This is a genomic window from Streptomyces sp. NPDC042336, from assembly GCF_055581985.1.
The window spans coordinates 1-24996 of the sequence record NZ_JBVJEA010000044.1 but is presented as its reverse complement, the minus strand read 5'-3'; the positions used below and the strand labels follow the sequence as shown (position 1 = coordinate 24996).

Genomic DNA, 24996 nt, shown 5'->3' with positions numbered 1-24996 from the left:
GATGTGCCAGGCGTTGCCACACACTCGGTCTCGTCTTCCACGACGCGGCGTGACCCGGATGGGCGTTCCTCACAGCGGCCATGCGGTCAGTTGCGGTGAGGCAGCAGCACGGCCTCGATGAGGTGTGGGCCGGGTTCGGACAGGGCGCGCTTGAATTGCAGGGCCAGTTCTTCGGCTGTCCTGGCGCGGGTGGCGGGCACGCCCATGCCGTTGGCGAGGGAGACGAAGTCCAGGTCCGGGCGGGACAGGTCGAAGAGCTGGGCGGACGCGTCAGCGGTGGCACCGACGCGTTCCAGTTCCGCGCGCAGGATCGCGTAGGAACTGTTGTTGAGGATCACGGTCGTGATGTCGAGGTGTTCCCGGGCGTGGCTCCACAGTGCGGACAAGGTGTACATGGCGCTGCCGTCGGCCTGGAGGCAGATGACGGGGCGGTCAGGGCAGGCGATCGCGGCCCCGGTGGCTGAGGGTAGTCCCTGACCGATCGACAGGCCGGTCAATCCCAGCAGGTCGTGGGGCGGCGAACCGGCGGTGGCCGCGTGAAGTGTGGTCATGCCCGCTGTGATGGACTCATCGCAGACAACGGCATCCTGGGGAAGCAGAGCGCCAATGACAGCCGCCCAGTTGCCAACAGTCAGCTCACCACGCGGCAGGGGCGGCAGGGACAGCGGAGCGAGGACCGGTTCGGTGGCCGGCGCGACATGGTCGGCGAGCATGTCGAGGGCGAGTACGGTATCGGCGCCTCCGTCCTTGGCGAGGACGTGCACGCGGGTGTCGGGCGGTGTCGGCAAGCTGGTTCTGTCCGGGTAGGCGAACGAGGTCACCGGGGCACGTGCGCCGCAGAGAATGAGGTGCCGCACGTCCTGAAGTTGGACGGTGATGTCTTCACCTCGATACGCGAGGGGCTCGACGAGTGGCACCCCGGCACCTCGGCGCTGGCGGGCGGCCCAGTTCCGCGAGAGCAGTCGCGCACCTGTCGCGCTCTCGATCCGGCTCGCCGCGCGCAGTCCTTGCTCGCTCAACGCCTCGCCGTCCAGCAGCAGCACACAGGGTTCTCCCAAGCGCAGTACGCTCGCGATGGACCGCACGTCCTGTTCTGCGGGCGCGGGAGGCGCGGGTATTTTCACCGGCCGACCCGGCCGGCCTCCGGCTGACCAGGACAGGTTCGCCGGGACGATGAGGGTTGAGATGGACCCGGACGTGCCGGTCCTGGAGGGGCTCGGCCCGGCCTCCTCAGCATCCCCCTGGGTCAGTGCCGCCGCGACCGCGTCAGCAGCGTCCGAGCCGAGCGTCTCGGTGGCCGTTGGACGCCGCACCCAGCTGGAGACCGTGCCCGCGAGTGCGTCGATATCCGATTCCAGCAAGGAATCCAGTGGCTTGTGGCTGACCGCGTGATCACCCACGACGTTCACGACCGGGGTGTTCGCGCGGCGAGCGTTGTGCAGGTTCGCGAGTCCGTTCGCCAAACCGGGCCCGAGATGCAGGAGCGTGGCGGCCGGGCGCCCCGCCATCCGTCCGTATCCGTCGGCCGCGCCCGTGGCGACGCCCTCGAAGAGACACAGCACCCCGCGCATCTGCGGCAGCTCGTCCAGTGCGGCCACAAAATGCATCTCGGACGTGCCCGGGTTCGCGAAGCAGACCCGCACATCACTGTCCACCAATGTGCGCACCAACGCCTGCGCCCCGCTCATCTCCTGCATTGTCTCCCTCTCCGCGTCCATCAGTCGCCTGTGTCACCTGCGCCCCGGACGGCGTACCGTCACTGTACGGTATTCTGTCCGAACGTTCGCCAGGGTGAACGGCCGGGCTTGCTCGACGATTCTCAGGAGTTATCCGCTATGGCATCACCGGTCGAAGCGATTTCGACTGCGGTCCGCAGCGAGCGGCTGCGCAGGGGACTGTCGCTGAGTGAACTCGCCCGCCTCGCAGGTCTGAGCAAGGCCACCGTGTCGCAAGTGGAGGCAGGCACGGGCAATCCGGGAGTGGAGACCGTGTGGGCGCTCAGTGTCGCGCTCGGCGTCCCGTTCAGTCAGCTCGTCACGCCGCAGCGCTCCGCCATCCGCATCCTGCGAGCCAACGAGGGAAGCCCCACCCATGCGGAGGAATCGGATTACACGGCCACACTCCTCGCATCCTGCGCGCCGCAAGCGCGATGTGACATCTACCGGATCTGTGCCGAGCCAGGCAGAGCCCGTAGGTCGGCCCCGCACCTGCCCGGAACCACCGAGCACGTCATCATTACCGCCGGACGCGCCTCGGCGGGACCTCTCGATCAGGCGGTCGAACTCGACATCGGCGACTACGTGAGCTACCGCGGGGACATCCCACACGTGTTCCAAGCCCTGGCACAGGAGACCAGCGCCATATTCGTCCTGGAACAGAACTGAACGGAGCCGACCACGCCTGTGACCCTTGCGGGTCAATTGGCGACCAGGCGCTCCACCTGCTGTTGGGCACGGGTCCGCGAACGCGCGGCGACGCTGGCGCTGATCCTTCCCGCGCGTGTCGGCCCGGTGTGCGCGGCACTGTTCACGCTCCGGAATGCCGTCCGGGCTCAGTGGCCCCACCACAGGCAGTGGCAGCGCGGTGAGCCGGGCGAACCCGACCGATGTGAGGGCGCCGGGGCCGACCGGGCGAAGACGTCCCGCATGGTCCGCTCTCCTGGCGCCCGGAAACGGCCGGGCGACTCGCCGGTTCCTCGTCCGCCACCAAGGCGAACGGCCGTTCCTCGCCGAGATATTCGCCAGCCCTTCCGTCGCCGATCCCGTAGTCGCGGGCGGTGTTCGGGCTGCCGAGTGGGCCGAGGGAGGCGTCGGCGGCCAACGGGACAGTCGGCTCTTTTCCGGCCGGGAGCGGGACAACGGCAGGCACCTCCTACCCCTTGTCGCACACATGACGGGTTGGCTTCGCGGAACGATCATGTGGTGTGTGCCAGCGCGACAACGCCGAGGCCGCAGAGCTGATCCCCCTTGCGGGCGGCGAGGACCGTCGAAGCCGGGAGTGAACATCAGCACGGGCACCCGCGGCGTCTGGCTGCTTTCGCCGGTCGGCATGCCCACCACGGACTGCGGCGACGACGTGGTCGACGTCGGCCGTCAGGGACATGGTGCCCTTGGTGATGACCGGCTTCGGCAGGGAGGCGCAGGAGCGGCAGGCGGTCCATCAGGACCGCCGCAGATGTGATCATGTTATGAACGCAGCGTCCTGGGCGGCTTCGCGTGGAGGACTGCCTTGTGTCTGCTCGCGGGGGTTTTGACGTGTTCTGTGTGTTGGCTGCGTGGGGTGCTGTGGATGGGGGTTAGCTGTGGGGTTGGGTTTGGGTGTGGCGTTCGGTGGCGTGGAGGGAGCCGAGGAGGCTAAGGGCTCGGGCGCTGGGGCTGGCCGGTTCGGCGTGGTAGATGATGAGTTGCTGGCCGGGGGCGTCGCGGACGTCGAAAGCCTGGTAGGTGAGATTGAGGGGGCCGGTTTCAGGGTGGTTCAGGTTTTTGGCGTCCCGGCTTTTGCCGCGGACATGGTGGGCGTTCCACAGACGGCCGAATTCTGTGCTGTGCTGGGTGAGCTCGGTGACGAAGCGGTGTAGTTGGGGGCTGTCGGGGTCGAGGCCGGCGCTTTCGTGGAGGTTGGCGACGGCGGCCTGGGCGGCGCGTTCCCAGTCTGTGTAGAAGTGGCGCCCTGCCGGGTCGAGGAAGATCATGCGGGCCAGGTTGTCGGCCGGGTCGAACGGGGTGAAGAGTGCGTCGGCCAGGGGGTTGGTGGCGAGGATGTCCAGGGTGCGGCCCAGGACGAATGCCGGGGTGTGGGGGTAGCCGTCCATCAGCTGGCGCAGTGCCGGGCTCACCGCGGCTGCCGTGTGGAGCGTGCGGTGCGTTCCGGGTGAGCTGCCGGCGAGGCGGAACAGGTGGGTGCGTGCGTCGCCGTCCAGGCGCAGGGCGCGGGCGAGGGCGTCCAGGACCTGGGGTGAGGGGTTGCGTTCGCGGCCCTGTTCCAGGCGGGTGTAGTAATCGGCGTTGACCCCGGCGAGGACCGCGACTTCCTCGCGGCGCAGTCCGGTGACCCTGCGTGTGCCGTAGCTGACCATGTCGACGTCCTGCGGTGTGAGGCCGGCCCGGCGGGCGCGCAGGAAGGCTCCCAGGTGGTTCTCGTCCATGCCTACAGGCTAAGCGGCCGTGCGGTGTGCTGCCTGGGTGTGGCGCACCCAGGCAGCAGCCGTCCTGGTGCGCGCTCGCCGCCGCGCACAGACTCGGTGGTGCAGTCGGCCGACTGCACAGACATCCATCCACCGGGAGTACATCGTCATGACGCAGACCACCAAGGTCGTTCTGGTGACCGGCGCGAGCAGCGGAATCGGTGAGGCGACGGCCCTGCGCCTGGCCGCCGACGGCCACCGGGTGTTCCTGGGCGCGCGCCGCACCGACCGCCTGGAGAAGCTGGCCGGGCGGATAACCGCCGAGGGCGGCAGCGCCGGCTTCCGGCGGCTCGACGTCACCGACGCCGCCGACGTTAAGGCCTTCGTGTCGGCCGCCGCCGAGCGCTGGGGCCGCGTGGACGTGATCGTCAACAACGCCGGCGTGATGCCGCTCTCGCCCCTGTCGGAACTGAAGGTGGACGAGTGGGACCGGATGATCGACGTCAACGTCCGCGGGGTGCTGCACGGCATCGCGGCGGCCCTTCCGCTCATGCGGGAACAGGGCGGCGGCCACGTCGTCAACGTCGCCTCGGTCGGCGCGTTCGAGGTCGTACCAACCGCTGCGGTCTACTGCGCCACCAAGTTCGCCGTCCGCGCCCTGTCCGAAGGACTGCGCCAGGAATCGCCCGGAGACATCCGCGTCACCGTGGTCTCCCCCGGGGTCACCGAGTCCGAACTCGCCGACTCCATCTCCGACCCGCGGGCCCGCGAGGACATGAAGACCTACCGCTCGGTGGCCGTCCCGGCCTCCGCGATCGCCGACGCCATCGCCTTCGCCGTCTCCCAGCCCGCCGAAGTGGACGTCAACGAAATCGTCGTACGCCCAACCGCCAGCGCCCAGTAACCAACCCAACAACCACCCAGCAGACCGCAAGAGCGTGTCTCCTTGATCGCCTACAGGCTGGGGCGTTTGCGGGTGGTTCATGGTGGTGCCGTCAGGGTTCCGCCCGAAGGCGGCCTCTAGAACGGCGGGGAGGTCCTCCTCAGGGACCGTGGTACGCACCTCCGCCAGAACCTGGGGAAAGACGTCATCGTCGATGACGCCCATGTGCTCCTGCCGTAGTTGATAGAGGATCTCGACGAGCTCCGGTCTCAGCCGCATCCAGGCACGGGAGCTATGGATCTCTTCATCGACCTGGTGCATGAACCAGCGCATGACCTCGTACGGGACGTCAGTGTGTTCTGCGCTCGGGTTGAAGCACACTGTCGGCTCCCGTGCCGGATCCTCGTCGGGGATCGTTGCGGTCACGAGATTCCGTTGCCCGGCCACGAGATCCAGTTCCAGATACCAGGCGTCATCGGGCACGGAGTAGATGGCGGTGATCGCATAGTCGCCGTCGGGGGGTCGAAAGACCATTGCCGCATGCTGCCACGCTGGGCTGAGGACGTGCCTCTCCCAATTGTGCGGCCCGACGTCCTTACGCCCGGGCCCAGATGAGGATGGCAGCGAAGTGGAGCGCTGCCTGGTAGGCGATGGCGAGCTTGTCCGTTCGCATGGCCAGACCACGCCACTGCTTGATCCGATTGATGCACCGCTCGACCGCGTTGCGCTGCTTATACGCCTCGGCATCGAAGCCGGGCGGCCGGCCACCGGCGCGACCTCGCCGCAGACGGTGACCGACCTGGTCGGCGGGCTGCGGGATCACGGCACGGATGCCTCGCCGCCGGAGATGCTCACGGATCGCGCGGGACGAATACGCGCGGTCCGCCAGGACGGCGTCCGGCCGGGTTCGCGGTCTTCCTGGCCCGCTTCGCGGAACACGGATGCCCGCCATGACCACCTTGAAGGCCGGCGCGTCGCCCGCCAGTCCCGCCGTGGCGCGGAGGGCCAACGGCCGTGCGTGTCCATCGCTGACGAGATGGACTTTCGTACTCAGGCCGCCGCGGGAACGTCCGAGCGCATGGTCATCGGGCTCAGCCCGAAGCGGTGCCCCTTTTTCCTGGCTCCGGCGGCGTGCTGGTGGGCCCGGCATACGGTGGAGTCCACCGACACAGTCCAGCCGATGTCGTCAACACCGTCGGTCGCTGCCAGGAGCGCGGCGAGGATGCGTTCCCAGGTACCGTCAGCAGCCCACCTGAGCAGCCGTTTGTGAGCGGTCTGGAATGAGCCCAGCTCGTCCGGCAGGTCCCGCCAAGGCGGGCCGGTGCGGTACTTCCACGCGATGGCCCCGAGGATTCGACGATGGTTGGCCCACCGTCGGCCGCGGACTGGATCGGCAGGCATCAACGGCTTGATCCGGTCCCACATCGCATCGGTGATCACTAGCCGGACGGACATATCCGATCAACCAACAAACGGATCAAGGAGACACGCTTTAGCCGAGCAGCAGCTCACCGCAATCGTCGCGGGCGCCCCGGGCCTGCACCAGGCGCCGCCCACGGTCGGATGACCTGTACCTCGACTTCGTGGCGGACCTGGAGGACATCCAAAACGGCCGCAAGACCGGCCTGCTGTACGGGTTCGCCGACCTCGACTCCCTCACCTCGGGGATGCGACCGGGCAACGTGACCGTGGTGGCCGCGCAGTCCGGCGTGGGCAAGTCCACCCTCGGCCTCGGCGTTGCCGTTGCCGCCGCTCAGGCCGGCGGAAGGGGCATGTTCTCCTCACTGGAGATGAGCAGCATCGAGCTCATGCAGAAGATCGCCGCCGCCGAGGGCAACCTCGCCTGCACCACATGACACACCAGGACATGCTCACCGCCGAGGGCTGGGAGAAGGTCAGGCGCCCGGGCGAGGAGCTGTTCAAGACACTGCCGCTGCGGGTCTACCGGCCCGACGGCGTCTCCCTGAGCGACATCGCCTAGGCCGCACGCGCCTGCGCCCGCGCAGACGGCCTGGACCTCCTCGTCGTGGACTACCTGCAACTCGTCGAGGTCCAGCAGTCCCGCACCACCACCCGCGAGCAGGCCGTCGCCTCCGTCTCCCGCGGCCTGAAAAACCTCTCCGTCCAGCTCGGCTGCCACGTCATCGCCCTGTCCCAGCTCAACGACGACGGCCTTATGCGCGAGAGTCGAGCCATCAAGAACGACGCCTCCCTCGTCATCAAGGTCGAACGCCCCGACGCCGACGACAAGGACTCCCCCCCCCCCGGGACGGCGAAGTGGACCTCGTCATCGAGAAGAACAGGTTCGGGCCCACCTGCACCCTGACCGTCGCCGCGCGGTTCCACTACTCCCGCTTCGAGGACATGGGCTGACCCCAACCGCTCCCACGGCCTCACAGGAGGCCTGAGCGCCTCTCTCGCGGCCGAACACCCGCTCCGGCATTCCCCCTGCCGGACCCTGTGATCGGCCGCGAGAAACCCCTACAGCGACCTTGGAAGGAAGTCTTTGCGATGGGTCTGGTCTCCGACGGCCTCGACCGTGCCGTGCACAAGGCGTTTACCCGCCCGATCCCGAAGTCCGCCGGCGCGCAGATGCGCTACCTGGTCAAGCAGCTCAAGGGCACACGGCAGGTGGCCGCTCTGCCCGGCGTCTCCCAGCGCACCGTCGAGCGGTACGTCAAAGACCAGATCCGCCGACCCCGCCCCGACCTCGCCGAGGCCGACGCCGTCCGCGCCCGCTGGCAGCCCCGCATCCGCGAACAGGGCCCGCCGACAGGCCGCGACCGGCACCGGCATCATCATCGACACCCGCGCCCGGTTCGGGTTCACCGCCGCGCCCGGCAGCACCGACGATGCCCGGATCCGCCACCTCATCCTGGCCTGCCGCCTGCCGCCTGCCGCCTGCCGCCTGCCGCCTGCCTTCGCCGCCCGTCTCTTCGATGCCCAGCAAGCGGGCGGCAGCGAGCAGCAGTTGCGCGAGATACCGCTGAGGGCCTCGGCGAGGCCTACTTCCGTGACGGCGGCCGCCGCGCTCACGGCCTGGAGGTGGAGTTCACCGATGTCGGGCAGCTCGACTTCGACCTGTAGCCATATCTAACCCTGCCTCCAGCAGTTGGCGAAAGAGCCGCCGGACCCGGCCGTCGGGCCGTGATGCAAAGGTGTGACTGGAACTAGTTGGTCCGATTCAGGGTTGCTGCGGAAGATCATTATGGTTGGTCCATCGCTCGCTTCACAGCAGCGATGGGCTGCGAACCGGGCACCCCCGTCCTGGTTCGCAGCCCTTCACGCATATGCCCCGTACGGAGCGCCATTTACGGCTCACCGTGGCCGCGCTGATGTACGCGACGGGGGAGACGCAGACCGACCTCGGGCGTGCCCGGTTCGGGTTCACCGCCGGCCCCGGCAGCACCAACGATGCCCGGATCCGCCATCTCATCCTGGCCTGCCGCCTGCCTTCGCCGCCCGTCTCTTCGATGCCCAGCGAGCGGGCGGCAGCGAGCAGCAGTTGCGCGAGATACCGCCGAGGGCCTCGGCGAGGCCTACTTCCGTGACGGCGGCCGCCGCGCTCACGGCCTGGAGGTGGAGTTCACCGACGTCGGGCAGCTCGACTTCGACCTGTAGACCGGGGACGTACCGGCGGACTGGTTCGGTCCCCGGTGGGACCTGGCGAGGGTACAACAGGTCCCACCGGGCCGCGATGCTTTTGGAAGAGGGCTTCCGGTTCCCGCGGCGCCTCCCCGAGGGTGAAGGACGGCCTTGACGATTGACGTCATGCGGTCGGGGCTGCAGCGGGCCTTGCGAAAGGTCCGCCAGGACTTCAGTCGGGCCACTCCGCGTTCGACCGGTGCCCGTGCCGTGGCCAGGGCTTGATTGAGAGTTTTCTCGGTGGGCGTGAGTTCCTTCAGGGGCCTGTGCTTGATGCCTGTGGTCAGCCAGGGGCCGCGGTCCTGGTAGGCAAGATCGGCCAGGATGGGGACGCCCTGGCGCTCGCAGATCCGGGCGATCCGGTGGGTGCGTGCTGCGGTCAGGTCGTGTGCTCGTCCCGGCAGGGCCGGCGAGATCCACAGCGGCCGGCCGTCCGGATCGGTGGCCACCTGCACGTTTACGCCGTGTCGGCGGTGCTTGTGTGAGTAGTCCTGGCGCGAGTCACCGACCCGGTCGCACTCGGCGGGGGTGCCGTCCAGCAGGACGAAGTCGGGGTCGGCCTCGCGCAGGACTTTCAGCAGGCCCGGTGCGCGTTCGGCGAGCAGGTGGATGACCGCGCTGGTATAGGCGTGGGCGGTGGACTCGCTGATTCCGAACCCGGCGGCAATCTTCGCCAGGGCGATGTGCTCGCGCAGGTACACCAGTGCCACCATCGCGCGCTGGGACGGGCGGAGCTTGCAGCGGCGGTCCCCCTCGCGGGTGACGATGAGCATGGTGGCCCACTCCACGAGCGCATGTGGCAGGTCGAGTGCGGCACGATAGATGACCAATGAGGCCCCCGAGCAGCGTGATTGAGACGTCAGACATCTCGATCAACAGCCCGGGGGCCTCGCTCGTTGCGTTCGGTCGGGGTCACCTGATCGGGGCCCACCTCGAAGAAGCTCAGCGACCAGGGGTACGGGCAGGCGGGTCCTCGTCACAGGCCGGACCATCGTCGTACGCCGGACCGTCATCACAGCAGCATGCCGGAACACCGAGCGGGCGAGGCTCGAATAGGTGACGCTGCCAGGGATCTTGGTCGAGCACCGCTTACGAGCTGGTGCGTGATTGCGGTTGAGGCGTGTTTGCCTGATCAGGGTCATGGTCACGCGTTGGCGGTGCGATCGGAGACGAGGCTTGCGATGGCCCGGTAGGAGTCGGGCAAGGCCTCTCGCCGGTGCGTCCAGCGGGTCAGCTGCTTCCAGCGTTTGTGGTCGGCGAGCGCGTGCTCGACGGTGATGCGCTTCGATGAGTGTCGGCGCCTGGCCTCGCCTCTGGCGGCGTGTACGTGCGGCAAAGCGATCTTGTTCGGTTTTCTGGGCGGTGTGATCGCCTGGCCTGGGTGATCACACCGGAGACCGAGGTAGCCGTCGTCCAGAAGCACTTCCACGTCCGGGAAGTGCTGAAAACAGGTTCCGATACCTTCGTTGCGTGTGGCGGTCGCATTGCATCCGCCCTGGCCGCAGGGCGTCGGTCCAGAGAGTGCGGCCCCAGTGGTCGGCGACGACAGTGGCCTTCATCGTGTTCTGCTTCTTCTTGCCCGAGACGAACGCCCGGCGTCCGCCGCGGCCGGCTGCGGGCCAGCGGACCTGGATCTCGGTGGCATCCAGCCGCAGCTCGATGCCCTCAGCCTGGGCGTAGGCGAACACATCCGCCAAGGTCCGAAGCCGCAGGCCAGGACAGTCAGGGACCGCGCATCCGCGTTCGGCCAGGAGCCCACGCATCTCTCCGATCGCGCGGGTAATGGTGGAACGGTCGACACCAGACAACAGGGCCAGGACGGAGTGCGGAAGATCGTGCCACAGGTGGATCAGCGTGACGACCAGCCGGTCGACGAACACCAGCCGATGTCGGGCACCGGCCCCCGCCTCATGTTTCCTGGCCCGCCGCCTGCCTCGTGCCGACGACCCCTCGACCATGGCCTGCCACGGGTCAGCTAACTCCTCGGCCAAGCAAGTCAGATGTTGCAGGGAGACACCGGTAAACAGCTGATGCGCGAGGACGTTCCGGTCGACCATGATCACTACGGACTGGATCAACCCACCCTCGCGCGATCCCTCTTCGACCGCAATCACGCACCAGCTCGTAAGTGCATGCCGGTCCCGGGCTCGGGCGACACTCAGCGCGAGCGGCGCGTACTACTTGCTGTGGAGGGGGACAATTTGGCTGCATTAGCTGATGCGGATGCCTGTACTGACGCCGCTGAAGGAGACCTCACGCCTCCCGCCCCCAGCGGGTGAAGGGAAGCCGCTGAGGCAAGGACGGCGGAGCCGAGACCGCTATAGCCCTGGGCCGCGTTTGCCGGCCGTGAGGGATCGGAGCGGTGCTCTCTGGCCATAGCGACGGCTTTGTCCTGACCCGTGACGCCTTGCCAGGCTGCGATGTGCGTTTGCTCGTAACGCGGCGCAGCCATCTGCGCCGCTTCCTGTTCCGTAGTGTTTGTCGAGGCAGCCTTGGTTGGAGACACCGGCACTTGCGGGGCGGCGTCGCCCGGCTGGGGGATTATTTTCTCGGGGGAGTCGATGAGGACGGCGTGGGCACCGAGACGGGTGGCGGCATCAAGGTCGTCTCGGGTGTTGACGCCGAACATGACGATGGGGAGGTCGGGCTTGGCCTTCGTGAAGCAGTCCACGGAGCCCTTGGTCCATAGCCGGGCCACCACCGGCGAGACGCCCGGGCCGAGGGTGAACTGCTCCCTCAGGGTCATCTTGCGTGTGAGTTCGAAACCAACCCACGGCTCGGTAGGGGCGCTCTTGCAGGCGCCGTCTTCGAGGGCGTATTCGGCCAGACGCTGGCGGGTGGCGTCACGGGACTCGGCCACCTGGGCCTTGGGCTCTCTGGCCAGCAGGCGGGTGGTTTCCGCGTCGGTGGAGTACAGGCGGACCCGGTCCCACGCGCCGTGCCGGTCCAGGAGCTTGCTGACAGCCCCGACGACATGCTCGGCGGGGGTCTGCTTCAGGTCGAGGTAGATTTGCTTGTCTTCGGGGATGGCATGCAGCGCCTCCTCAAGGGTCGGGATGCCCACGGCCTTGCCTGGCTGACGGTGGCGGTAGGCGCCGTCCTCGGAGGTGAAGTGGTAGCCGGCGTTCAGCCCGGACAACTCCCCGAGGGTTTTGTCGGCAGTCGTCCCGGACCCGTCGGTCAGGTCCTTGAGATCTTTCGGGCGGTACAGGACCGGCACGCCGTCTCGGGTGACCTGGACACTCAGCCACACGCCGTCCGCCCCGGCCTTCAGTGACTGCTTGATGGCCAGCAACGTGTTCTCCGGATGATCCGCAGTCCCGCCCCGGTGTGCGATGAGACGTGGCTGCTGACTGCCCGCGTTCGACCGTACCTGGTGTACCACGTGCTGTGCCCACCAGTGCGGGTACGGCGAAAGCCGCGAAGCCCCTTCCCGCGTTCCCGCCGTCGCCACCGTTCCCGTCCCGGCCAGGGAAGAGTGCGAGCGTGAGGGAGGCCATGAACCGAAAGAACTCTGCAGAGACTTGGCGCCGCTGATCATCTGACGAAGGGCGGCGTCAGTGGGCGGCTTGCCCATCGGTTCCTTCGGCGGTTCCTGAGCAGGCATGTTTCTCCGTAATGCGAGTAGTTCACGCTGGTGGCAGGGGGCTGGGAGCGTGGGCTTCGAGGGGTGTCGATGCGGGTCTCGTGCGGTCGTGGCACCCCGACCGCCCGGGATGCGCGACGGTACTCTGGCTGTTCAGCCGACCGGATCACCCACGCTGCCGGTGCCACGTCTCCGAACGTGGCAAATACCATCGGGTAACCACGCTGTCTCCCGATGAAAGTCACATCCGAGGCCGCGCGCTTGTCTGCGTAGGGATGCCAGCTGCCTGCGACTTCGGGCTCACCTGAGGGCACGCCGTCCATTCCCTCGGCGGTCTTCATCGTCTCCTCGATGAGCGTCTTCACGATCTTCGACTCGGGCATCGTCTTGATGACTGCGCCCTTCATGAAGAACCTCGACCTCGAAGGAGCGGGGTTCTTCCGTGCCCCCACGAAGCCGATCGCGGGGGCACCGTTCTGGTGTTGAAGCAGACAACAGAACAGGAGATTAGTATGCACGCTCTGCCTCAAACCACACTGGCGTGCGGGTGGCGTCTCCGCCTGGAACGCCACCTCACTCAACAGGCCCTGGCTGACCTCTCCGGAGTCCCGTACAACACGCCGACCAGGATCGAGCAGGGCAGGCTGGCGGCCACACCGCACGCCGTTGTCATCCTCGTCCGAGCCATGCGCGTTGAGTTCTCCACCAACGTCGGACAGCCGTACAAGGACGAGTTGCGCGCTGACGAACTGGATGCGCTAGGGAGGCGCTGGAGGTCTGCGACTTGGGCGCCGACCCCGACCTCTCGGCGCGTCCACTCCGGACTCTTGAGAGAACTCCGAGAGGCTGTGCGCGGCCGTCCGCGCCGGAGAGATCAAGGAAGCGGCCAGCGATGTCGCTGGCCTGACCGAGAGACGACCACAGCGGCCCACACGCACGGCAGTAGTGACGGGATGGCTGATCCTCGCTTCCCTCTACCGAACGTCGTACGACGTGGCCACCAAGCTGGGTACGCGGACCCGCCACAACTTTCGCTCGTGCGGATGGAGTGGACTGCCCAGCGTGCGAGCGACGCGGTATCCGGAGGCGCCTACCACTACCTTCCGGGCCTTGAGGTGCCTGCGGGAGGGGAAGTACCGGACCGGACAGCGCCCTCGTCGATCTGGGGCTGCGGACGAACGGCCAGGCAGACGCTTCACGGGAGCGAGATGTCGTAACTGGCCAGCTTCACCTCGGCGGATCTGTGATGGCCGGCCGGGCTCACAACGAAGAACAGGCCATGGGGCACCTTGCGGAGGCCGAGCGCATCGCGGACCGTACCGGCGAGTCGCCGAAGGTTCTGTGGATGGCCCTTGGCGGCACTAACGTCTCTGTTCATCGGGTGTCGGTTCTGGCTGAGTGCGTTGTGGCAAAGGGAGGTTGCAGAGCCCTCGTGCATAGAACTTGAGGGACAAGGTAACCGGCGACGGGGAACGATTACACCCTCTTCGGGAAGGAATCTTAGAGGTCGACGACTGCCCGGGCCATCGGCACTCGTGAACACCCTCATCCTGCTGGGCTCCATTTTCGTGATGGCCCTGCTGGGTCTGACAGCACGCCTCACCGATACGGATGGCCCGCCGACGCTCGTGGATGACCTGGATTCCTGACTCGGTACGGCCCGCGTGCAGAGCCTGCTCGATCAGCTCGTCCAGGTCTTGATCTGAGCGGCTACCTCCCGCACCGGTAGACCGTCCCGGGCGGCGCGGGCCAGCGGGAGAACGGTGTCCAGGCCAGGGCTCACCGGCATCCCGCACGCCGACAGGTAGGCCGCGGTCACCGTGGCCGCGAACAGCAGATTCCGCATCTCTAGGCTCGGGTTTCTCGCCAGCTCGCACAGCAGCGCCGCAGCCTTGTGATGAGGTTCGGGGTAGACCTCGTGGTCAAGGATCTCCGCCTGGTGACGTGCTTCCGCCGCTACCGGGACGCCGTAGTCGACGACCTGGGGGTCTCCCGGAATCTGCTGCGCCACTGCCAGGATCCACGCGAGGTCAATCCGAAGGTTCACGCGGCATCCCTCGGTGCCGTCTCCGCGGGGGCGTCCGGGAGACCGGGGTACCGGTCCTCGCCGACTTCCGCATCGAACACGTCCGTGTAGGCGGCCAGGAACGATGCGGCGCCGGCCATGAAAGTCGCGCGGGACTGATTCACGTCCGCCTCGATCAGGTCAGCCACGTAGCCCTGCAAGCTCAGGCCCCGGCGCTTGGCCCGGTCCTCGGCGGCTGCTTTGACCTCTTCATCCAGGCGGATGTTCGTCTGCTTTCCCATACGAGCACTGTAGCTATGTGCTGGTACCAGTGTATAGCAAATGGGGACGTCGGCCCGGACCGGAGCGGTGGTGAGAGCATTCCGGGGGCAAGCGGGACGGGCGCGCCGGAGGGGCAACATGATCGACCTTGACGAGCGCGTGAACCGCGTGTTCAATCCGGACCTGTGTCCCCTCGTCTGTGAGGCGTACCGTTGCTACGTCTTCCCTCGGCCCGCGGCGCGATCGTCCTCACCTGGACAGCTGTCTGCGCCGACCTTATCGCCAAGGCCCAGATCCTCCATGAAGAGGGCGAGAGCCACGCGAAGGACCTGGTTGCCGACGTGGAGCGAGCGCAGGGCAGTGCGGAATCCGAAGCGATTCCGATCATGCTCGCCCTGGAGAAGACTGTGCTCGACACGGCGGAGAAGCTTGAGCTGATCGACTTCACCCAGCGCAAGCAGCTGGAGCGGATCCGCGACGACCGCCACTTGTGTGCACATCCGTCCATCCGTCCCCTCGGCGAGCTCTACGAGCCGACGATGGAGTACGCCCGCGCCCACCTCGTGGCCCCGCTGGAGGGCGTTCTCATCCATCCTCCGAGCCAAGGCCGCAAGATCGTCGGCAGCTTCCTCAAGCAGTCGTAGCCCCTGGTTTCGTCTACGACACTGAATACCTGACTCACACCTTTTTCGACCGTGTCCGTCCCAGCGCCAGGTTTAAGGTCGTCGAGGCCGCGACCAAGTTCGCTGTCCTCGCGATCGAAGACATCGCGATCAAAATCAAACCGGAGAAGTTCGCCGACCGGATGGCCAAGTGCCTGCGCAGCTTCGCCGAACGCGATCCCGCCCTCGTCAAGAAGGCCATCGCCAAGCAGTTGGCCCGCCTTTAGACGGCCGCACCCTCCGTCCAACTTCAGGCACTCGGTCGCCTCGGCGACCTCCCCGTCTGCACTGCTGGGCTCTGCCGGGCAGTGCTCCCGGTCGCGGTGTTCTCGGCGGTGTGAGTCCGCCGCGGCCGGCCGGTGGTCGGCGGACCTGGATCTCCGTGGCATCCAGCCGCAGCTCGATGCCTTCGGCCCGGGCGTAGGCGAACACATCGGCCATAGTCCGTAACCGCAGGCCGGGACGGTCGGGGACCGCGCACCCCCGCTCGGCCAGGAGCGTACGTATCTCCGCGATCGCACGGGTGGTGGTGGAGCGGTCGACACCGAACAGCAGCCCCAGTACCGAGTGCGGCAGGTCGTGCCGCAGATGGATCAGCGTGGCCACCAGCCGGTCGCCGAAGACCAACTGGTAGCGGGCGCCGGCTCCTGCGGCCCGCTTCCTGGCCCCACCTCGTGCAGCATGGCGACGACCCTCGGCTCCGGCTTGCCACGGCACCGCCAACTCCTCGACCAAACGCGCGAGATGACGCCGAGATATCCCCGTGAACAGCCGATACGCCGGCACCACCCGATTGACCATGATCGCCACTATGCGGATCATGCCACCGGCCAGGCACGACGCCTCAGCCGCTATCACGCACCAACTCGTTAGGAAACCGGACAGCGCGACCGCGTTCGCCAGCGGGACCGGCGCGGCAGTGCGGCCCAGTTGGGCCAACGCGGTGGGCATGAGGGAAGATGCAGGTGCAGACACGGACTCGCCAGGTGTTCATGGGACTTCGACACTCACATGATCACCAAGACCGTGCCTGCGCTGCGTACGGCTGCTCCGAACCGAGATGTCCCCCTCAAGACCGGACCAGCACGACGTTCCGGACGATCGCTATCATGCAACGGTCCCTGGCCACCAGGGCAACCGTCCCCACGCTCCAGCCGCCGGCGGCGTAGTGGGAGGCAGCGAGCCCCGGCAGGACCACACCGCCTCGGCGGTGATCGGAGTCGCATCAGGTAGGTGTTCTGGTCTCGGAGGGGTTTGGCGGCCCGTACCGTAGCGGGATCGCACCTTTGCCGGGAGTTCCGATGCCTGTGGGTCCTGAGGCAGAGTCCTCGCGCGGGTGGCGAGCAGCGTGCTGCGGAATGTCGCGGACAGAGCAACTGCTGACCCGGCATGGCCAAACATGCAGTGCTGGCTTGAACGGCTGGATTGAAGCCGGGTTACGTCGAGCGGGACGGCACCAAGGCCGCGAGTTCCGGCGCCTGCGCGCGGAAGCCGGGGTGACACGCTGCGGAGGGGAGAGCCGTGACGCCCTGCGCTGCGAAGGGGGAGATGTCCACTCGGATGGCTGATGGAACCTGGTCGACGCTTTGGTGGACGCCGTCGCAGGGCAATCCCGCGTAGTGGTCCGAGGGTGGCCACGGCGACCTCGCCGGCTGGGCACCAGGGTCGATGACCCGTTCGCAATTGCGGCATGGTTGTTCTCGCGCAGGTCCGTGCGGAAGGCCGTGTCTCGCTCGCGGAAAATTTGAACCAGTTCAGGCTGGGTGGCGGCCTCTGCCCACAGCAACAGAAGCGCTTGGCGGGAAGCGCTGATTCGTCCGAGTTCGCCGAGGCGGCCATCGATCAATCGCAGCAGGCGGTCCAGCCCGGCCGACAGATCCTCCAGATTCGGCACGAACCACGTTTGCGTCGCCCGCGCCCGCCGCTCGATCAGCTCCTGCTTGACCCCGAAGTGGTGGGTGAGATCCCGAGGCTGTAACCCCCGCGCTCTCCGATGCGGTCCAGGGTCAACGCGCACCCGCCCCGCTCGATGACGAGTTCGGCGACGGCCGTTAGGTGGGCCGTTTCCGCTTGTTCACGGCGCTCCTGCTGTGCGGCGATGGTTGTATGCGCAACTGACGAGAGCAAACTTGCGTGTCGACCAACAAGTATCTAGGCTCAGTGTCAGTTCCGATACCGACCCCTGGAGGTTCTCCAATGATTGAAATCGACAACCGTGAGCTCGATGCACTGATGGCTGAGGACCCTGGTGGTTCGGTCGTCATGCTCAACTTGCTGCGGTTCAAGACGGATGGCGGCCGCGAGTGCTACCAGCGCTATGCCGAAGCGCTGGGGAAGTCGATCAACGCGCGTTACGGCGTGACCGTGGAATACCTGGGTGACGGCGGGCGGGCGCTGGTCGCTGAAGACGGGCAGGCCTGGGACATGGTCGTGCTGGTCCGGTACCCCAACCGGACCGCGTTCTCTGACATGATCCACGACCCGGAGTACCAGGCGTTTGCCCACTTGCGCAGTGAGGCACTGGTGGAGGCGGTACTGCAGCCGACAACACCGGTCCAGCTCTGATTCCGACGGCTTCGCCCACGGGAACCCTGTAGGGGAATCTTGCTGTTACACCGGCAAGGCTGCCGCGTAATGGACGTGCTGCTCTCCCGGCCTGACTTGGTGCGCAGTTGGTCTGTCGGAGGGAGCATACGGGCCCTGCAGCAGTTTGAACCAGTTCGGGCGCAATCCGCTGCCGGTGCGGCGGCGGATCCGGCAGCTGCGCGAGAGGGTTCGTCCTGCGGTGTGGGTTATCGACGTTGTGTCGTTTCCCACGTGCGGCACCGCGTTGGTGGGGGCGGCCCGTCGATACTGCGGGCGCTCGGCAAGCGGGCGAACTGACAGGTCGCGGTCAGTGTCCATGCCGCCACCGGGTCCCGCCCGCTGGAATGGCAGTTGTATCTGAGCGTGAGTGGACAGAGGAGCCGGAACGCTGCCGCAGGGCCGAAGCCCCCGACGCGGTGATGCGCCAGGAGAAGTAACGTCTGGAGAAGGCCCGGCCGCCGAGGTGACCTGGCGGTGGGGCAGCAAAGGAGCGATGCCCTCACAGTTCACGGTGCTGACGGTGCGGCCTGCAGGCAAGCAGTCGTTAACCTCAGCCCAAGAGGCAGGCGGCGGCTGCAACCGGTGGACGGTGTCCTGCGCGCCCTGGTCGAATGGCCGGACGGCCAGGACGCTCCGGCCGACTACTGGATATCAGACCTGCCCGCCACCGCTCCGGTCATCGACCTGGTGCGAGGAGCCAAGATGCGCTGACGCATCGAGCACGACGAGAGGTTGTCCCGTATGGGGTGTGAGTTATCCAGTGAGGGCCAGGTTGTGCAGCCGGGCGGTGCCGAGCATGGCCTGGTGAATGCCGTCGCCCTTGAGTCGGCAGTTCTGCAGGATCTTCCAGTTCTTCAATCGCGACAGGGCGTGTTCCACGCGTGCTCGTGCCCGGCGGTGGACGGCGTTCTCGGCCTCCTGCAGTGGGCTGTGGTGGCTTTGGCCTCGTCGTTTGCGGTGCGGGATGAGGAGGCCGGTGCCTTGGTAGCCGCCGTCGGTGCGTGTCGGGGCGCCGGGGCAGGCCCGACACGATGCCAGACTCGGTGAAGGCCCGGCAGTCGTTGCGGCTGCCGGGCAGTGGGAGGCCGATGGCCGCGAACAGGCGGCTTTTGGCGTCGATGACGACCTGCAGGTTGGTCGAGTGCCGGTAGTTCTTGCTGGACGCGGCGACGCTGCGGTCGCGGGTGGGCACCAGGGTGGCGTCGACGATGTAGACGGTGTCCTTGCGGGGCCGGCGCGCGGGCGAGATGGCCAGCAGCGGTGTGAGATGGTCCAGGATACGGTCGGCCGCGGACTTCGAGACTCCGACAGCGGCACCACCTGCCGCAACGCGAGGTTCGTACGCCAGTACGCTGCCACCAGCAACACCCGGTCCTCGAGCGGGAGCCGCCACGGCCGGCCCCGCTGAACGCCACTACGGCGCCGTACCAGCGCCACCAGCCTCGCGAGCTGCACATCGGTCAGACCCGCAAACGGCTCGATCCACTTCGGATCATCTGCTGAGATCACCCCACCCATGCCCAACCAACGCACCAAGCACCACCGGTTACGGGACAACCTCTGCCCCGAGCGCAAACACGGGCTGGGACTGGACCACTTCGAAGCCGTCGGCCGGGTGAGGCCGGGTGCGCTTTGTGTGGGGTCCGTGTCAGACGCCCCGCTTGCGAGGGGTCGGCAACCGCGGCAGCCGGGTAGTGGTCAGCGCGGCAGGCTGGCGAGGATCAGGTCGAGGGTGAAGTCGAAGCGGTCGTGTCCCATACCCGAGGCCAGCTCTGCGGCGTGCTTGCGGGTCTTGGGGAAGGTGTCGGCGGGCAGCGTGGTGAATCGGCGGACTAGTTCGTCCTGGCTGAGCACCCACTCGTCGTCCTCGTGTTTCCTGCGCTGCGTGGCCAGGGAGCGTTCTAGCGCGTAGCCCGCCACGTAGAGCGAGAGCGCGTCCATGGCCCAGGCTGCGGTCTGCGGCTGGACGCCTCCAGCGAGCAGGATGGCCAGCAGGCCCTCGCCGACGCGCAGGGTCTCCAGGTGTGTCGGCACTGTCGCCAGGGCCGCCCGCGAGATGCCCGGGTACTCAAGGTACAGGTCCCGCATCTGGGTCAGAACGTTGCGCAACTGCTGCCGCCAGGCGGTGGGGTCGGGCTCGGGCAGCACAATGCGCGAGCACAGGCGGCCGACGATCAGGTCGTCGAGGTCGTCCCGGTTGACGATATGCGCGTACAGAGCGGACGGGACCGTGCCCAGGACGGCGGTTACCCGGCGCACTGTGAGCGCGTCGTAGCCCTCGGTCGCGCACACCTGGAGAGCCGCCTCGGAGATCCGGTCCAGCGTCAGCGGCTCGCGGCGCGGCCCGGTCCTGGCAGTAGACGCGTCGGGCTGAGCGTGACGCGCAGCGCGGCGCATTTTGGGGTCGGTGGTCATGGTGCCTACTATCCCTCGATCTGAACTAAGTTCTTAGTGTAGAACTTTGTTCACTGTTTCTGAACAAAGTTCACTCGACTGTGCGGCACGTTGCCGCCCATCATCCCCCGAAGGAAGAACCATCATGACCGTCAGGACCGCTCTGATCACCGGCGTTGGCCGCCAGACCGGACTGGGTTTCGCCACCGCCCGGGAACTCGCTGAGCAGGGCTTTCACGTTGTCCTCACCGCCCGCCGCCTGGCAGCCGTTGAGCCGCTGGCCGCCCAGTTGCGCGGGGAAGGCCACAAGGCCACCGCCTTGCGCCTGGACCTGTCGGACCAAGCCGGCATGCGCGAGGTGGCCGACCGACTCGCCCAGGACTTCGGCCGCCTGGACGCCTTGATCAACAACGCAAGCACCATGCCCGACTTCCGGATCCTGTCCGCCCTTGACGCCGACATGGATGACGTGCGCGCCGCGATGGAGGTCTCCGTACTAGGCCCTTGGGCCCTGACCCAGGCACTGCTACCGCTGCTGACCACAGCGCCCGCCGCGCGGATCGTGAACGTCTCCAGCCTGTCCGCCCAGCAGATCGCTACCGGTCTGGAACTCGGAGCCCCTCTGCGCTCCCCGGCCTACTCCATGGCCAAATACATGCTCAACGCTCTCACCACCGTCCTGGCCCGGGCACTGGCGGACACCTCCATCCTGGTCAACGCCGTGGACCCGGGCAACACCGCCACCCACCCCGAGCGTGGCGACGACGAGAACGACCGCCCGGCCGCCGAGAGCGCCCGTGACATCGTCCGCGCCGCCACCCTGGGCGACGGCAACCCCACTGGCCAACTGTTCACCGACGGTCGCACCGCCGTCTGACACCCGCTCCAGGCGTCCCCGCGCGACGCCCGCGAGCCCCGAAACGAGAACGTGCATGTCTGTCACCCACACCGCCACGCTCCCTGGCCTTCACCCCGCGCCCCCTGGCCGCCACTGGTGGATCCTGGCCGTGATCTGCCTGGCGCAGCTCATGGACGGCCTGGACGTCACCATCCTCAACGTCGCCCTACCGCACGCTCAGGCTGGCCTCGGCTTCTCCGACGGTGACCGGCAGTGGATCGTCACCGCCTACTCGCTGGCCCTCGCCAGCCCGCTGCTGTTGTCTGGGCGCGTCTGCGATCTCGTCGGCCGGCGCACTGTGCTCCTGATCGGCCTGGTCGCTTTCGCCTGCGCCTCCGCGCTGGGCGGCGCCGCACCGAACTTCGGTGTCCTGGTCGCCGCCCGCGCCCTGCAGGGCGCAGGGGGCGCGGTGACCGCCCCCGCCACGCTGGTCCTGCTGTCGACCACGTTCACCCAGACCAAGTAACGGGCCAAGGCGTTCGCCGTGTTCGGCGCAATCTCCGGCTCTGGCGCAGCGGTCGGCATGCTGCTGGGCGGGGTCCTGACCCAGTACCTCGACTGGCGCTTCACTCTCTACGTCAACGTGGCTATCGCCGCCGCCGCGATCATCGGCGCCCTGCTGTTCATCCCGCGCCAGGCCAAGCCGGAGCGGCGCCCCCGCCTGGATATCCCCGGCACCGTCTTCGTCTCCGCTGGCCTGTTCTGCATCGTCTACGGCTTCGCCGCCGTGGAGTCGCACCCATGGAGCTCCCCGGTCATCTGGGGCTTCCTAACCGCCGGCGCTGTCATGCTCGCGGCCTTTGCCTGGCAGCAGAAGCGCACCACAGATCCGCTGCTGCCCCTGCGCATCATCGTGGACCGGAACCGCGGTGGCTCCGACCTCGCCATCTTCATCGGCGGGATCGGCCTGCTCGGAGCCTTCTTGTTCCTCAACTACTACATCCAGGGCACCTTGCATTACACGCCCCTGATGACTGGGCTGGCATTCCTGCCGATGGTCGCCACTCTGGTCGTAGCGGGCGGGATTTCCACCACCCAGCTTTACCCGCGACTTGGCGCCAAGGTCCCGGTCGCCGTCGGCATGCTCATCGCCGCGGCCGCCATGGCCTGGCTCGCCCGCATTGGCCACCACAGCACCTATGCCGAAGCCGTTCTCGGCCCGCTACTGGTGTTCGGGCTCGGCATCGGCGCCGCCCGCCATCGCTCCAGCGATGAGCGCCGGCACCGCAGGGGTGCACTCCGAGGATGCGGGCATCGCTTCTGCCACCGCCAACGCCGCCCAGCAGATCGGCGGCTCGATCGGCACCGCCCTGCTCAACTCGTTGGCCGCCTCGGCACTCGCCCACTACCTGGTCGGCAAGGACCATGCCAGCCAAGCCGTCCGCGCCGACGCCACGCTCCACAGCTATAGCACCGCGTTCTGGAGCATTTGCGCGGTCTTCGCGGCCGGAGCCATCGTCTACGGCCTGATCCTGAACGCCGAAAAGCCTGACTCGGCCGACCTCGCTCCACCCACTGAGCCTCTTCCAACCTGACGGGTGGTTGGGTCGAAGCCTCGGTGTCGGGCATGAGAAAGGCTCCTGGTAGACGGGTTCACGACCAAGATCACCAGTCCGCCAGGAGCTCTCGTGCTTGTCTACCTGTCTGCCGTCGATCTGTCCAGCCGCACCCTGCAGCGTCTTGCCGGTCTCCTAGCGGGTCACCGGCGTCGTATCGGTTCCCGCTGGCGCCGCCTCACCTGTGGGCGGCAGGCCCTGCTCGTCCTGGCGCACCTGCGCTGCGGTGACACCTACGCCCGCCTCGCGGCGGGTTTCCGGAGCGGTATCGCGACGGTATGCCGCTACATACGCGAGGCCGTCGATCTCCTGGCCGCGCTCGCTCCGACGCTGGAGCAGGCCATGGAGACGGTCCGCCGGAAGGCATACGTGATCCTCGACGGCACGCTCCTGCTGATTGACCGCATCGCCGCCGACCGCCCGTACTACTCGGGAAAGAAGAAGCATCACGGCTTGAACGTGCAGGTTCTCGCAGACCCGGCCGGACGCCTGATCTGGGCATCGGACGCACTTCCGGGAGCCACACACGACCTGACCGCGGCCCGGACCCACGACATCCCGGCCGCTTTGGCGGCCGACGGCATCAAGTGCTGGGCGGACAAGGCGTATCAGGGTGCCGGTCCCGCCATCCGGGTCCCGCTCCGCGGCAGGAACCTGCGCGGCTGGCGCCGGCGTCACAACCGGGACCACGCCAAGATCCGCAGCCTCGGCGAACGCGCCATGGCAGCCTTGAAGGGCTGGCGGGTCCTGCGGAAGCTCCGCTGCAGCACCACCCGGATCACGGCCATCGTCCGAGCCGTCGTCGCCCTCGAACTCGCCAACTGATCAAGATGGAAAAGGCTCAGTCCCTCCACTGGGGTGAACCCGGTGGTCTGTTCGTGCGTTGTGGAGGGAGAGGTGGTGTCCGTGCCTCATCTGGGAGGTTCTTGTGGCGTATACGGATAGTGAACTGGCTGCTGCGATCGAGGCAACGGTCTTCGAGCAGCATCCCGACGGGAGGCCTATCCTGCCACGGTCGAATCAGTCGATTGACGACCTGGGGAATCGTCTGCTGCACTCGGTATCTAGGGACGGGCTGGTTCACACGGGGTTGGGACCTGAGGCGCAGGCGGCTTTGAGTCAAAAGGGCTTTACTCTTGTGCCTGACGCTGCCAGATCGAAGATGGGGTTGCATCCATCCACACATAATGCTCGAAGTGCTGCTGCAGATGCTCGACGCGCTGCTCGCACCAGGCCCGGCTATCAGTTGGGGAACCCGCACCCGTCCGGCGCCGGCTATGGCTTTGCTGACGTGATTCGAGCCAGTGGGCTCACGGCGCAGCCGGACGGGCTGGGCGGTGGGCCCGGCTGGGGCGGGGCCGGGAACTCGTACACGTCCGGTACTGGCGCCGGCTATGGCTTTGCTGACGTGATTCGAGCCAGTGGGCTCACGGCGCAGCCGGACGGGCTGGACGGTGGGCCCGGCTGGGGCGGGGCCGGGAACTCGCGCACGTCCGGCGGGGGCGGTCCTCTGGTGCAGAATCCGGTTTCGGCGGGCTCGTTCCTCCCCTCCGGTCCCGGGGGTGTGCAAGCCGGGTCGTCGTCGCAGGCGAGGGGGTCCTCGCAGGGGGGCTCGTCCGGGGAATCGTCACGTTGGCAGGGGGCGGCCGAACGGCCGTCAAGGAAGCAAAGGAAGCGGTAGCAGACGGGTCGCACGGCAGGGCGGCTTCAGGTTTCCCGATCGCGTAGGCCGTCCGGCGGTGCAGGGGCTAGTTCGCGCCGCAGCAGGGCGGGCACGCCTATCACACACCCCCTTGACCACGGCCTGATCGCCAGCCGAAAGGGGCTGTATCGAGTCCGTTTGTACTCAGGCCCGTACCCTCTGCTCCGGCCAAAGAAAGATGGGTCTGATGCAGGTTCGGGTGACAGGTGCGATCACGCGGCCTGGAGGGCCGGTGTGGTCATAACGGTCTCGAATTCGATGGGGGTCAGCCGACCGAGATTAGGCTTGTATGCGGCGCCGGTGGTAGGTCCGCTCGATCCAGGTCACAATCGAGATCCGTGGTTCTTCACGGGTGGCCCAGGTCCGGCGGTCGAGGACGTTTTTCTGGAGCAGGCTGAAGAGGGCTCCATGGCCGCATTGTCGCCGGCAGCGCCGACCCTCCCTATCGAGCCGGCCATCCGGTGGCGGTCCAGCGCCTGGACGAACATCCGCGAGCGGAACTGCGATCCGCGATCACTGAGCCTCTTTCATCCTGTGCTGGAGGGTGAAATGGGCTGGTCAACGGGAGTGGTGACGAGGCAGGGCCCCTCGTCGTTGGCGTGGTGATTCCACTCAACACACCGGCGACCGAAGGGGCCCTGTTGGTTCCGTATCCTGCCACGCTCGACGTCCCG

Annotated in this window: 20 protein-coding genes and 9 pseudogenes; 16 read left to right on the top strand and 13 right to left on the bottom strand. The window is 67.4% G+C overall.

Annotation, left to right across the window (positions count from 1 at the left end):
• Window positions 1–86: 86 nt before the first annotated feature.
• Window positions 87–1688, bottom strand: a complete 1602-nt coding sequence (locus tag ACZ6IM_RS40380) for an acetolactate synthase large subunit (RefSeq protein ID WP_319216566.1) — start codon at window positions 1686–1688, stop codon at window positions 87–89.
• Window positions 1689–1835: 147 nt separating this feature from the next.
• On the opposite strand from ACZ6IM_RS40380, the gene ACZ6IM_RS40375 reads away from it, so the two are divergent.
• On the top strand, window positions 1836–2384 hold the full coding sequence (locus ACZ6IM_RS40375; RefSeq protein WP_319216568.1) for a helix-turn-helix domain-containing protein: 549 nt from the start codon (window positions 1836–1838) through the stop codon (window positions 2382–2384).
• A gap of 911 nt (window positions 2385–3295) precedes the next feature.
• Here ACZ6IM_RS40375 and ACZ6IM_RS40370 read toward each other — a convergent pair.
• Entirely contained in the window at window positions 3296–4144 is an 849-nt protein-coding gene (locus ACZ6IM_RS40370) for a helix-turn-helix transcriptional regulator (protein WP_319216570.1), read from the bottom strand.
• Window positions 4145–4292: 148 nt separating this feature from the next.
• Between ACZ6IM_RS40370 and ACZ6IM_RS40365 the strand changes: the two genes are divergently transcribed.
• Complete coding sequence (locus ACZ6IM_RS40365) at window positions 4293–5027, top strand: SDR family oxidoreductase (RefSeq protein ID WP_319216572.1); 735 nt, start codon at window positions 4293–4295, stop codon at window positions 5025–5027.
• 574 nt (window positions 5028–5601) lie between these two features.
• Here the strand turns inward: ACZ6IM_RS40365 and ACZ6IM_RS40360 are convergent.
• A protein-coding gene (locus tag ACZ6IM_RS40360) for an IS5 family transposase (RefSeq protein ID WP_398918624.1) occupies window positions 5602–6461 on the bottom strand; the annotation gives its coding sequence in 2 pieces (ribosomal slippage) (window positions 5602–6107 and window positions 6107–6461; 861 coding nt in all).
• Window positions 6462–6589: 128 nt separating this feature from the next.
• On the opposite strand from ACZ6IM_RS40360, the gene ACZ6IM_RS40355 reads away from it, so the two are divergent.
• From ACZ6IM_RS40355 to tpg (ACZ6IM_RS40335), 5 genes and pseudogenes are all read left to right on the top strand, one after another.
• The gene (locus ACZ6IM_RS40355) at window positions 6590–6862 is read left to right on the top strand and encodes a DnaB-like helicase C-terminal domain-containing protein (protein ID WP_319216578.1); all 273 of its coding nucleotides are present in this window, start codon (window positions 6590–6592) and stop codon (window positions 6860–6862) included.
• Entirely contained in the window at window positions 6859–6987 is a 129-nt protein-coding gene (locus ACZ6IM_RS40350) for a hypothetical protein (protein ID WP_319216580.1), read from the top strand. Before ACZ6IM_RS40355 ends, ACZ6IM_RS40350 begins: the two co-directional genes overlap by 4 nt.
• A 45-nt stretch (window positions 6988–7032) precedes the next feature.
• Complete coding sequence (locus ACZ6IM_RS40345; protein ID WP_469564079.1) at window positions 7033–7332, top strand: DnaB-like helicase C-terminal domain-containing protein; 300 nt, start codon at window positions 7033–7035, stop codon at window positions 7330–7332.
• 185 nt (window positions 7333–7517) lie between these two features.
• The gene (gene tpg, locus ACZ6IM_RS40340; RefSeq protein WP_469564077.1) at window positions 7518–8093 is read left to right on the top strand and encodes a telomere-protecting terminal protein Tpg; all 576 of its coding nucleotides are present in this window, start codon (window positions 7518–7520) and stop codon (window positions 8091–8093) included.
• 284 nt (window positions 8094–8377) lie between these two features.
• Window positions 8378–8627, top strand: a pseudogene (gene tpg / locus ACZ6IM_RS40335) (telomere-protecting terminal protein Tpg); the annotation flags it as partial.
• A 125-nt stretch (window positions 8628–8752) separates the two neighbouring features.
• Here tpg (ACZ6IM_RS40335) and ACZ6IM_RS40330 read toward each other — a convergent pair.
• The 4 genes and pseudogenes from ACZ6IM_RS40330 to ACZ6IM_RS40315 form a co-directional block, all read right to left on the bottom strand.
• Window positions 8753–9481, bottom strand: a pseudogene (locus ACZ6IM_RS40330) (transposase); the annotation flags it as partial.
• Window positions 9482–9795: 314 nt separating this feature from the next.
• A pseudogene (locus ACZ6IM_RS40325) lies at window positions 9796–10708 on the bottom strand (transposase).
• A gap of 101 nt (window positions 10709–10809) precedes the next feature.
• The gene (locus ACZ6IM_RS40320) at window positions 10810–12192 is read right to left on the bottom strand and encodes a glycerophosphodiester phosphodiesterase family protein (RefSeq protein WP_319349743.1); all 1383 of its coding nucleotides are present in this window, start codon (window positions 12190–12192) and stop codon (window positions 10810–10812) included.
• Window positions 12193–12524: 332 nt separating this feature from the next.
• Window positions 12525–12647: pseudogene (locus ACZ6IM_RS40315) on the bottom strand (flavodoxin-dependent (E)-4-hydroxy-3-methylbut-2-enyl-diphosphate synthase); the annotation flags it as partial.
• Here ACZ6IM_RS40315 and ACZ6IM_RS40310 point away from each other — a divergent pair.
• Both ACZ6IM_RS40310 and ACZ6IM_RS40305 read left to right on the top strand, forming a co-directional pair.
• On the top strand, window positions 12589–12723 hold the full coding sequence (locus tag ACZ6IM_RS40310; RefSeq protein WP_319216586.1) for a hypothetical protein: 135 nt from the start codon (window positions 12589–12591) through the stop codon (window positions 12721–12723). The pseudogene ACZ6IM_RS40315 and the gene ACZ6IM_RS40310 overlap by 59 nt on opposite strands.
• A 26-nt stretch (window positions 12724–12749) precedes the next feature.
• On the top strand, window positions 12750–13454 hold the full coding sequence (locus tag ACZ6IM_RS40305) for a helix-turn-helix domain-containing protein (RefSeq protein WP_398918897.1): 705 nt from the start codon (window positions 12750–12752) through the stop codon (window positions 13452–13454).
• Between the two features lie 464 nt (window positions 13455–13918).
• Here ACZ6IM_RS40305 and ACZ6IM_RS40300 read toward each other — a convergent pair whose 3' ends face one another.
• Both ACZ6IM_RS40300 and ACZ6IM_RS40295 read right to left on the bottom strand, forming a co-directional pair.
• Window positions 13919–14284, bottom strand: coding sequence for a hypothetical protein (locus tag ACZ6IM_RS40300; RefSeq protein WP_319216588.1), 366 nt, complete (start codon window positions 14282–14284; stop codon window positions 13919–13921).
• Window positions 14281–14544 (bottom strand): hypothetical protein, encoded by a 264-nt coding sequence (locus ACZ6IM_RS40295; protein WP_319216590.1) that lies wholly within the window; start codon window positions 14542–14544, stop codon window positions 14281–14283. Before ACZ6IM_RS40295 ends, ACZ6IM_RS40300 begins: the two co-directional genes overlap by 4 nt.
• A gap of 192 nt (window positions 14545–14736) precedes the next feature.
• On the opposite strand from ACZ6IM_RS40295, the gene ACZ6IM_RS40290 reads away from it, so the two are divergent.
• On the top strand, window positions 14737–15168 hold the full coding sequence (locus tag ACZ6IM_RS40290) for a hypothetical protein (protein ID WP_319216592.1): 432 nt from the start codon (window positions 14737–14739) through the stop codon (window positions 15166–15168).
• A 360-nt stretch (window positions 15169–15528) separates the two neighbouring features.
• On the opposite strand, the pseudogene ACZ6IM_RS40285 reads toward ACZ6IM_RS40290, so the two are convergent.
• Window positions 15529–15987 (bottom strand): annotated as a pseudogene (locus tag ACZ6IM_RS40285) (helix-turn-helix domain-containing protein); the annotation flags it as partial.
• 889 nt (window positions 15988–16876) lie between these two features.
• On the opposite strand from ACZ6IM_RS40285, the gene ACZ6IM_RS40280 reads away from it, so the two are divergent.
• From ACZ6IM_RS40280 to ACZ6IM_RS40270, 3 genes and pseudogenes are all read left to right on the top strand, one after another.
• Window positions 16877–17164 carry a hypothetical protein gene (locus ACZ6IM_RS40280; RefSeq protein WP_319216594.1) on the top strand — a complete coding sequence of 96 codons (288 nt, stop codon included), beginning with the start codon at window positions 16877–16879 and terminating at the stop codon, window positions 17162–17164.
• Window positions 17165–17382: 218 nt separating this feature from the next.
• A complete protein-coding gene (locus ACZ6IM_RS40275) occupies window positions 17383–17751 on the top strand; it encodes a DUF1330 domain-containing protein (protein ID WP_319216596.1) in 369 nt (122 codons plus the stop codon).
• Window positions 17752–17871: 120 nt separating this feature from the next.
• Window positions 17872–18480: pseudogene (locus tag ACZ6IM_RS40270) on the top strand (transposase); the annotation flags it as partial.
• 45 nt (window positions 18481–18525) lie between these two features.
• Here the strand turns inward: ACZ6IM_RS40270 and ACZ6IM_RS40265 are convergent.
• Window positions 18526–19290 (bottom strand): annotated as a pseudogene (locus ACZ6IM_RS40265) (transposase).
• Between the two features lie 180 nt (window positions 19291–19470).
• Complete coding sequence (locus ACZ6IM_RS40260) at window positions 19471–20187, bottom strand: TetR/AcrR family transcriptional regulator (protein WP_319218790.1); 717 nt, start codon at window positions 20185–20187, stop codon at window positions 19471–19473.
• A gap of 124 nt (window positions 20188–20311) precedes the next feature.
• Between ACZ6IM_RS40260 and ACZ6IM_RS40255 the strand changes: the two genes are divergently transcribed.
• The 3 genes and pseudogenes from ACZ6IM_RS40255 to ACZ6IM_RS40245 all read left to right on the top strand — a co-directional run bounded on the left by ACZ6IM_RS40255 (window position 20312) and on the right by ACZ6IM_RS40245 (window position 23445).
• Window positions 20312–21043: an SDR family NAD(P)-dependent oxidoreductase gene (locus tag ACZ6IM_RS40255; protein WP_319218789.1), complete on the top strand. Its 732-nt coding sequence runs from the start codon at window positions 20312–20314 to the stop codon at window positions 21041–21043.
• A gap of 55 nt (window positions 21044–21098) precedes the next feature.
• Window positions 21099–22599: pseudogene (locus ACZ6IM_RS40250) on the top strand (MFS transporter).
• A gap of 93 nt (window positions 22600–22692) precedes the next feature.
• Window positions 22693–23445 (top strand): transposase family protein, encoded by a 753-nt coding sequence (locus tag ACZ6IM_RS40245; RefSeq protein WP_319218737.1) that lies wholly within the window; start codon window positions 22693–22695, stop codon window positions 23443–23445.
• A gap of 1089 nt (window positions 23446–24534) precedes the next feature.
• Here ACZ6IM_RS40245 and ACZ6IM_RS40240 read toward each other — a convergent pair.
• Window positions 24535–24840: pseudogene (locus ACZ6IM_RS40240) on the bottom strand (IS3 family transposase); the annotation flags it as partial.
• Window positions 24841–24996 lie beyond the last annotated feature (156 nt).

Excerpts from the sequence above, each read along its gene's own strand:
- ACZ6IM_RS40295 (WP_319216590.1), bottom strand. The coding sequence starts at position 14,544 with ATGGGAAAGCAGACGAACATCCGCCTGGATGAAGAGGTCAAAGCAGCC.
- ACZ6IM_RS40310 (WP_319216586.1), top strand. The coding sequence starts at position 12,589 with ATGAGCGTCTTCACGATCTTCGACTCGGGCATCGTCTTGATGACTGCG.
- ACZ6IM_RS40255 (WP_319218789.1), top strand. The coding sequence starts at position 20,312 with ATGACCGTCAGGACCGCTCTGATCACCGGCGTTGGCCGCCAGACCGGA.
- ACZ6IM_RS40380 (WP_319216566.1), bottom strand. The coding sequence starts at position 1,688 with ATGAGCGGGGCGCAGGCGTTGGTGCGCACATTGGTGGACAGTGATGTG.
- ACZ6IM_RS40320 (WP_319349743.1), bottom strand. The coding sequence starts at position 12,192 with ATGATCAGCGGCGCCAAGTCTCTGCAGAGTTCTTTCGGTTCATGGCCT.
- ACZ6IM_RS40305 (WP_398918897.1), top strand. The coding sequence starts at position 12,750 with ATGCACGCTCTGCCTCAAACCACACTGGCGTGCGGGTGGCGTCTCCGC.
- ACZ6IM_RS40260 (WP_319218790.1), bottom strand. The coding sequence starts at position 20,187 with ATGACCACCGACCCCAAAATGCGCCGCGCTGCGCGTCACGCTCAGCCC.
- tpg (WP_469564077.1), top strand. The coding sequence starts at position 7,518 with ATGGGTCTGGTCTCCGACGGCCTCGACCGTGCCGTGCACAAGGCGTTT.
- ACZ6IM_RS40370 (WP_319216570.1), bottom strand. The coding sequence starts at position 4,144 with ATGGACGAGAACCACCTGGGAGCCTTCCTGCGCGCCCGCCGGGCCGGC.
- ACZ6IM_RS40280 (WP_319216594.1), top strand. The coding sequence starts at position 16,877 with ATGGTTGTTCTCGCGCAGGTCCGTGCGGAAGGCCGTGTCTCGCTCGCG.
- ACZ6IM_RS40365 (WP_319216572.1), top strand. The coding sequence starts at position 4,293 with ATGACGCAGACCACCAAGGTCGTTCTGGTGACCGGCGCGAGCAGCGGA.
- ACZ6IM_RS40350 (WP_319216580.1), top strand. The coding sequence starts at position 6,859 with ATGACACACCAGGACATGCTCACCGCCGAGGGCTGGGAGAAGGTCAGG.
- ACZ6IM_RS40375 (WP_319216568.1), top strand. The coding sequence starts at position 1,836 with ATGGCATCACCGGTCGAAGCGATTTCGACTGCGGTCCGCAGCGAGCGG.
- ACZ6IM_RS40275 (WP_319216596.1), top strand. The coding sequence starts at position 17,383 with ATGATTGAAATCGACAACCGTGAGCTCGATGCACTGATGGCTGAGGAC.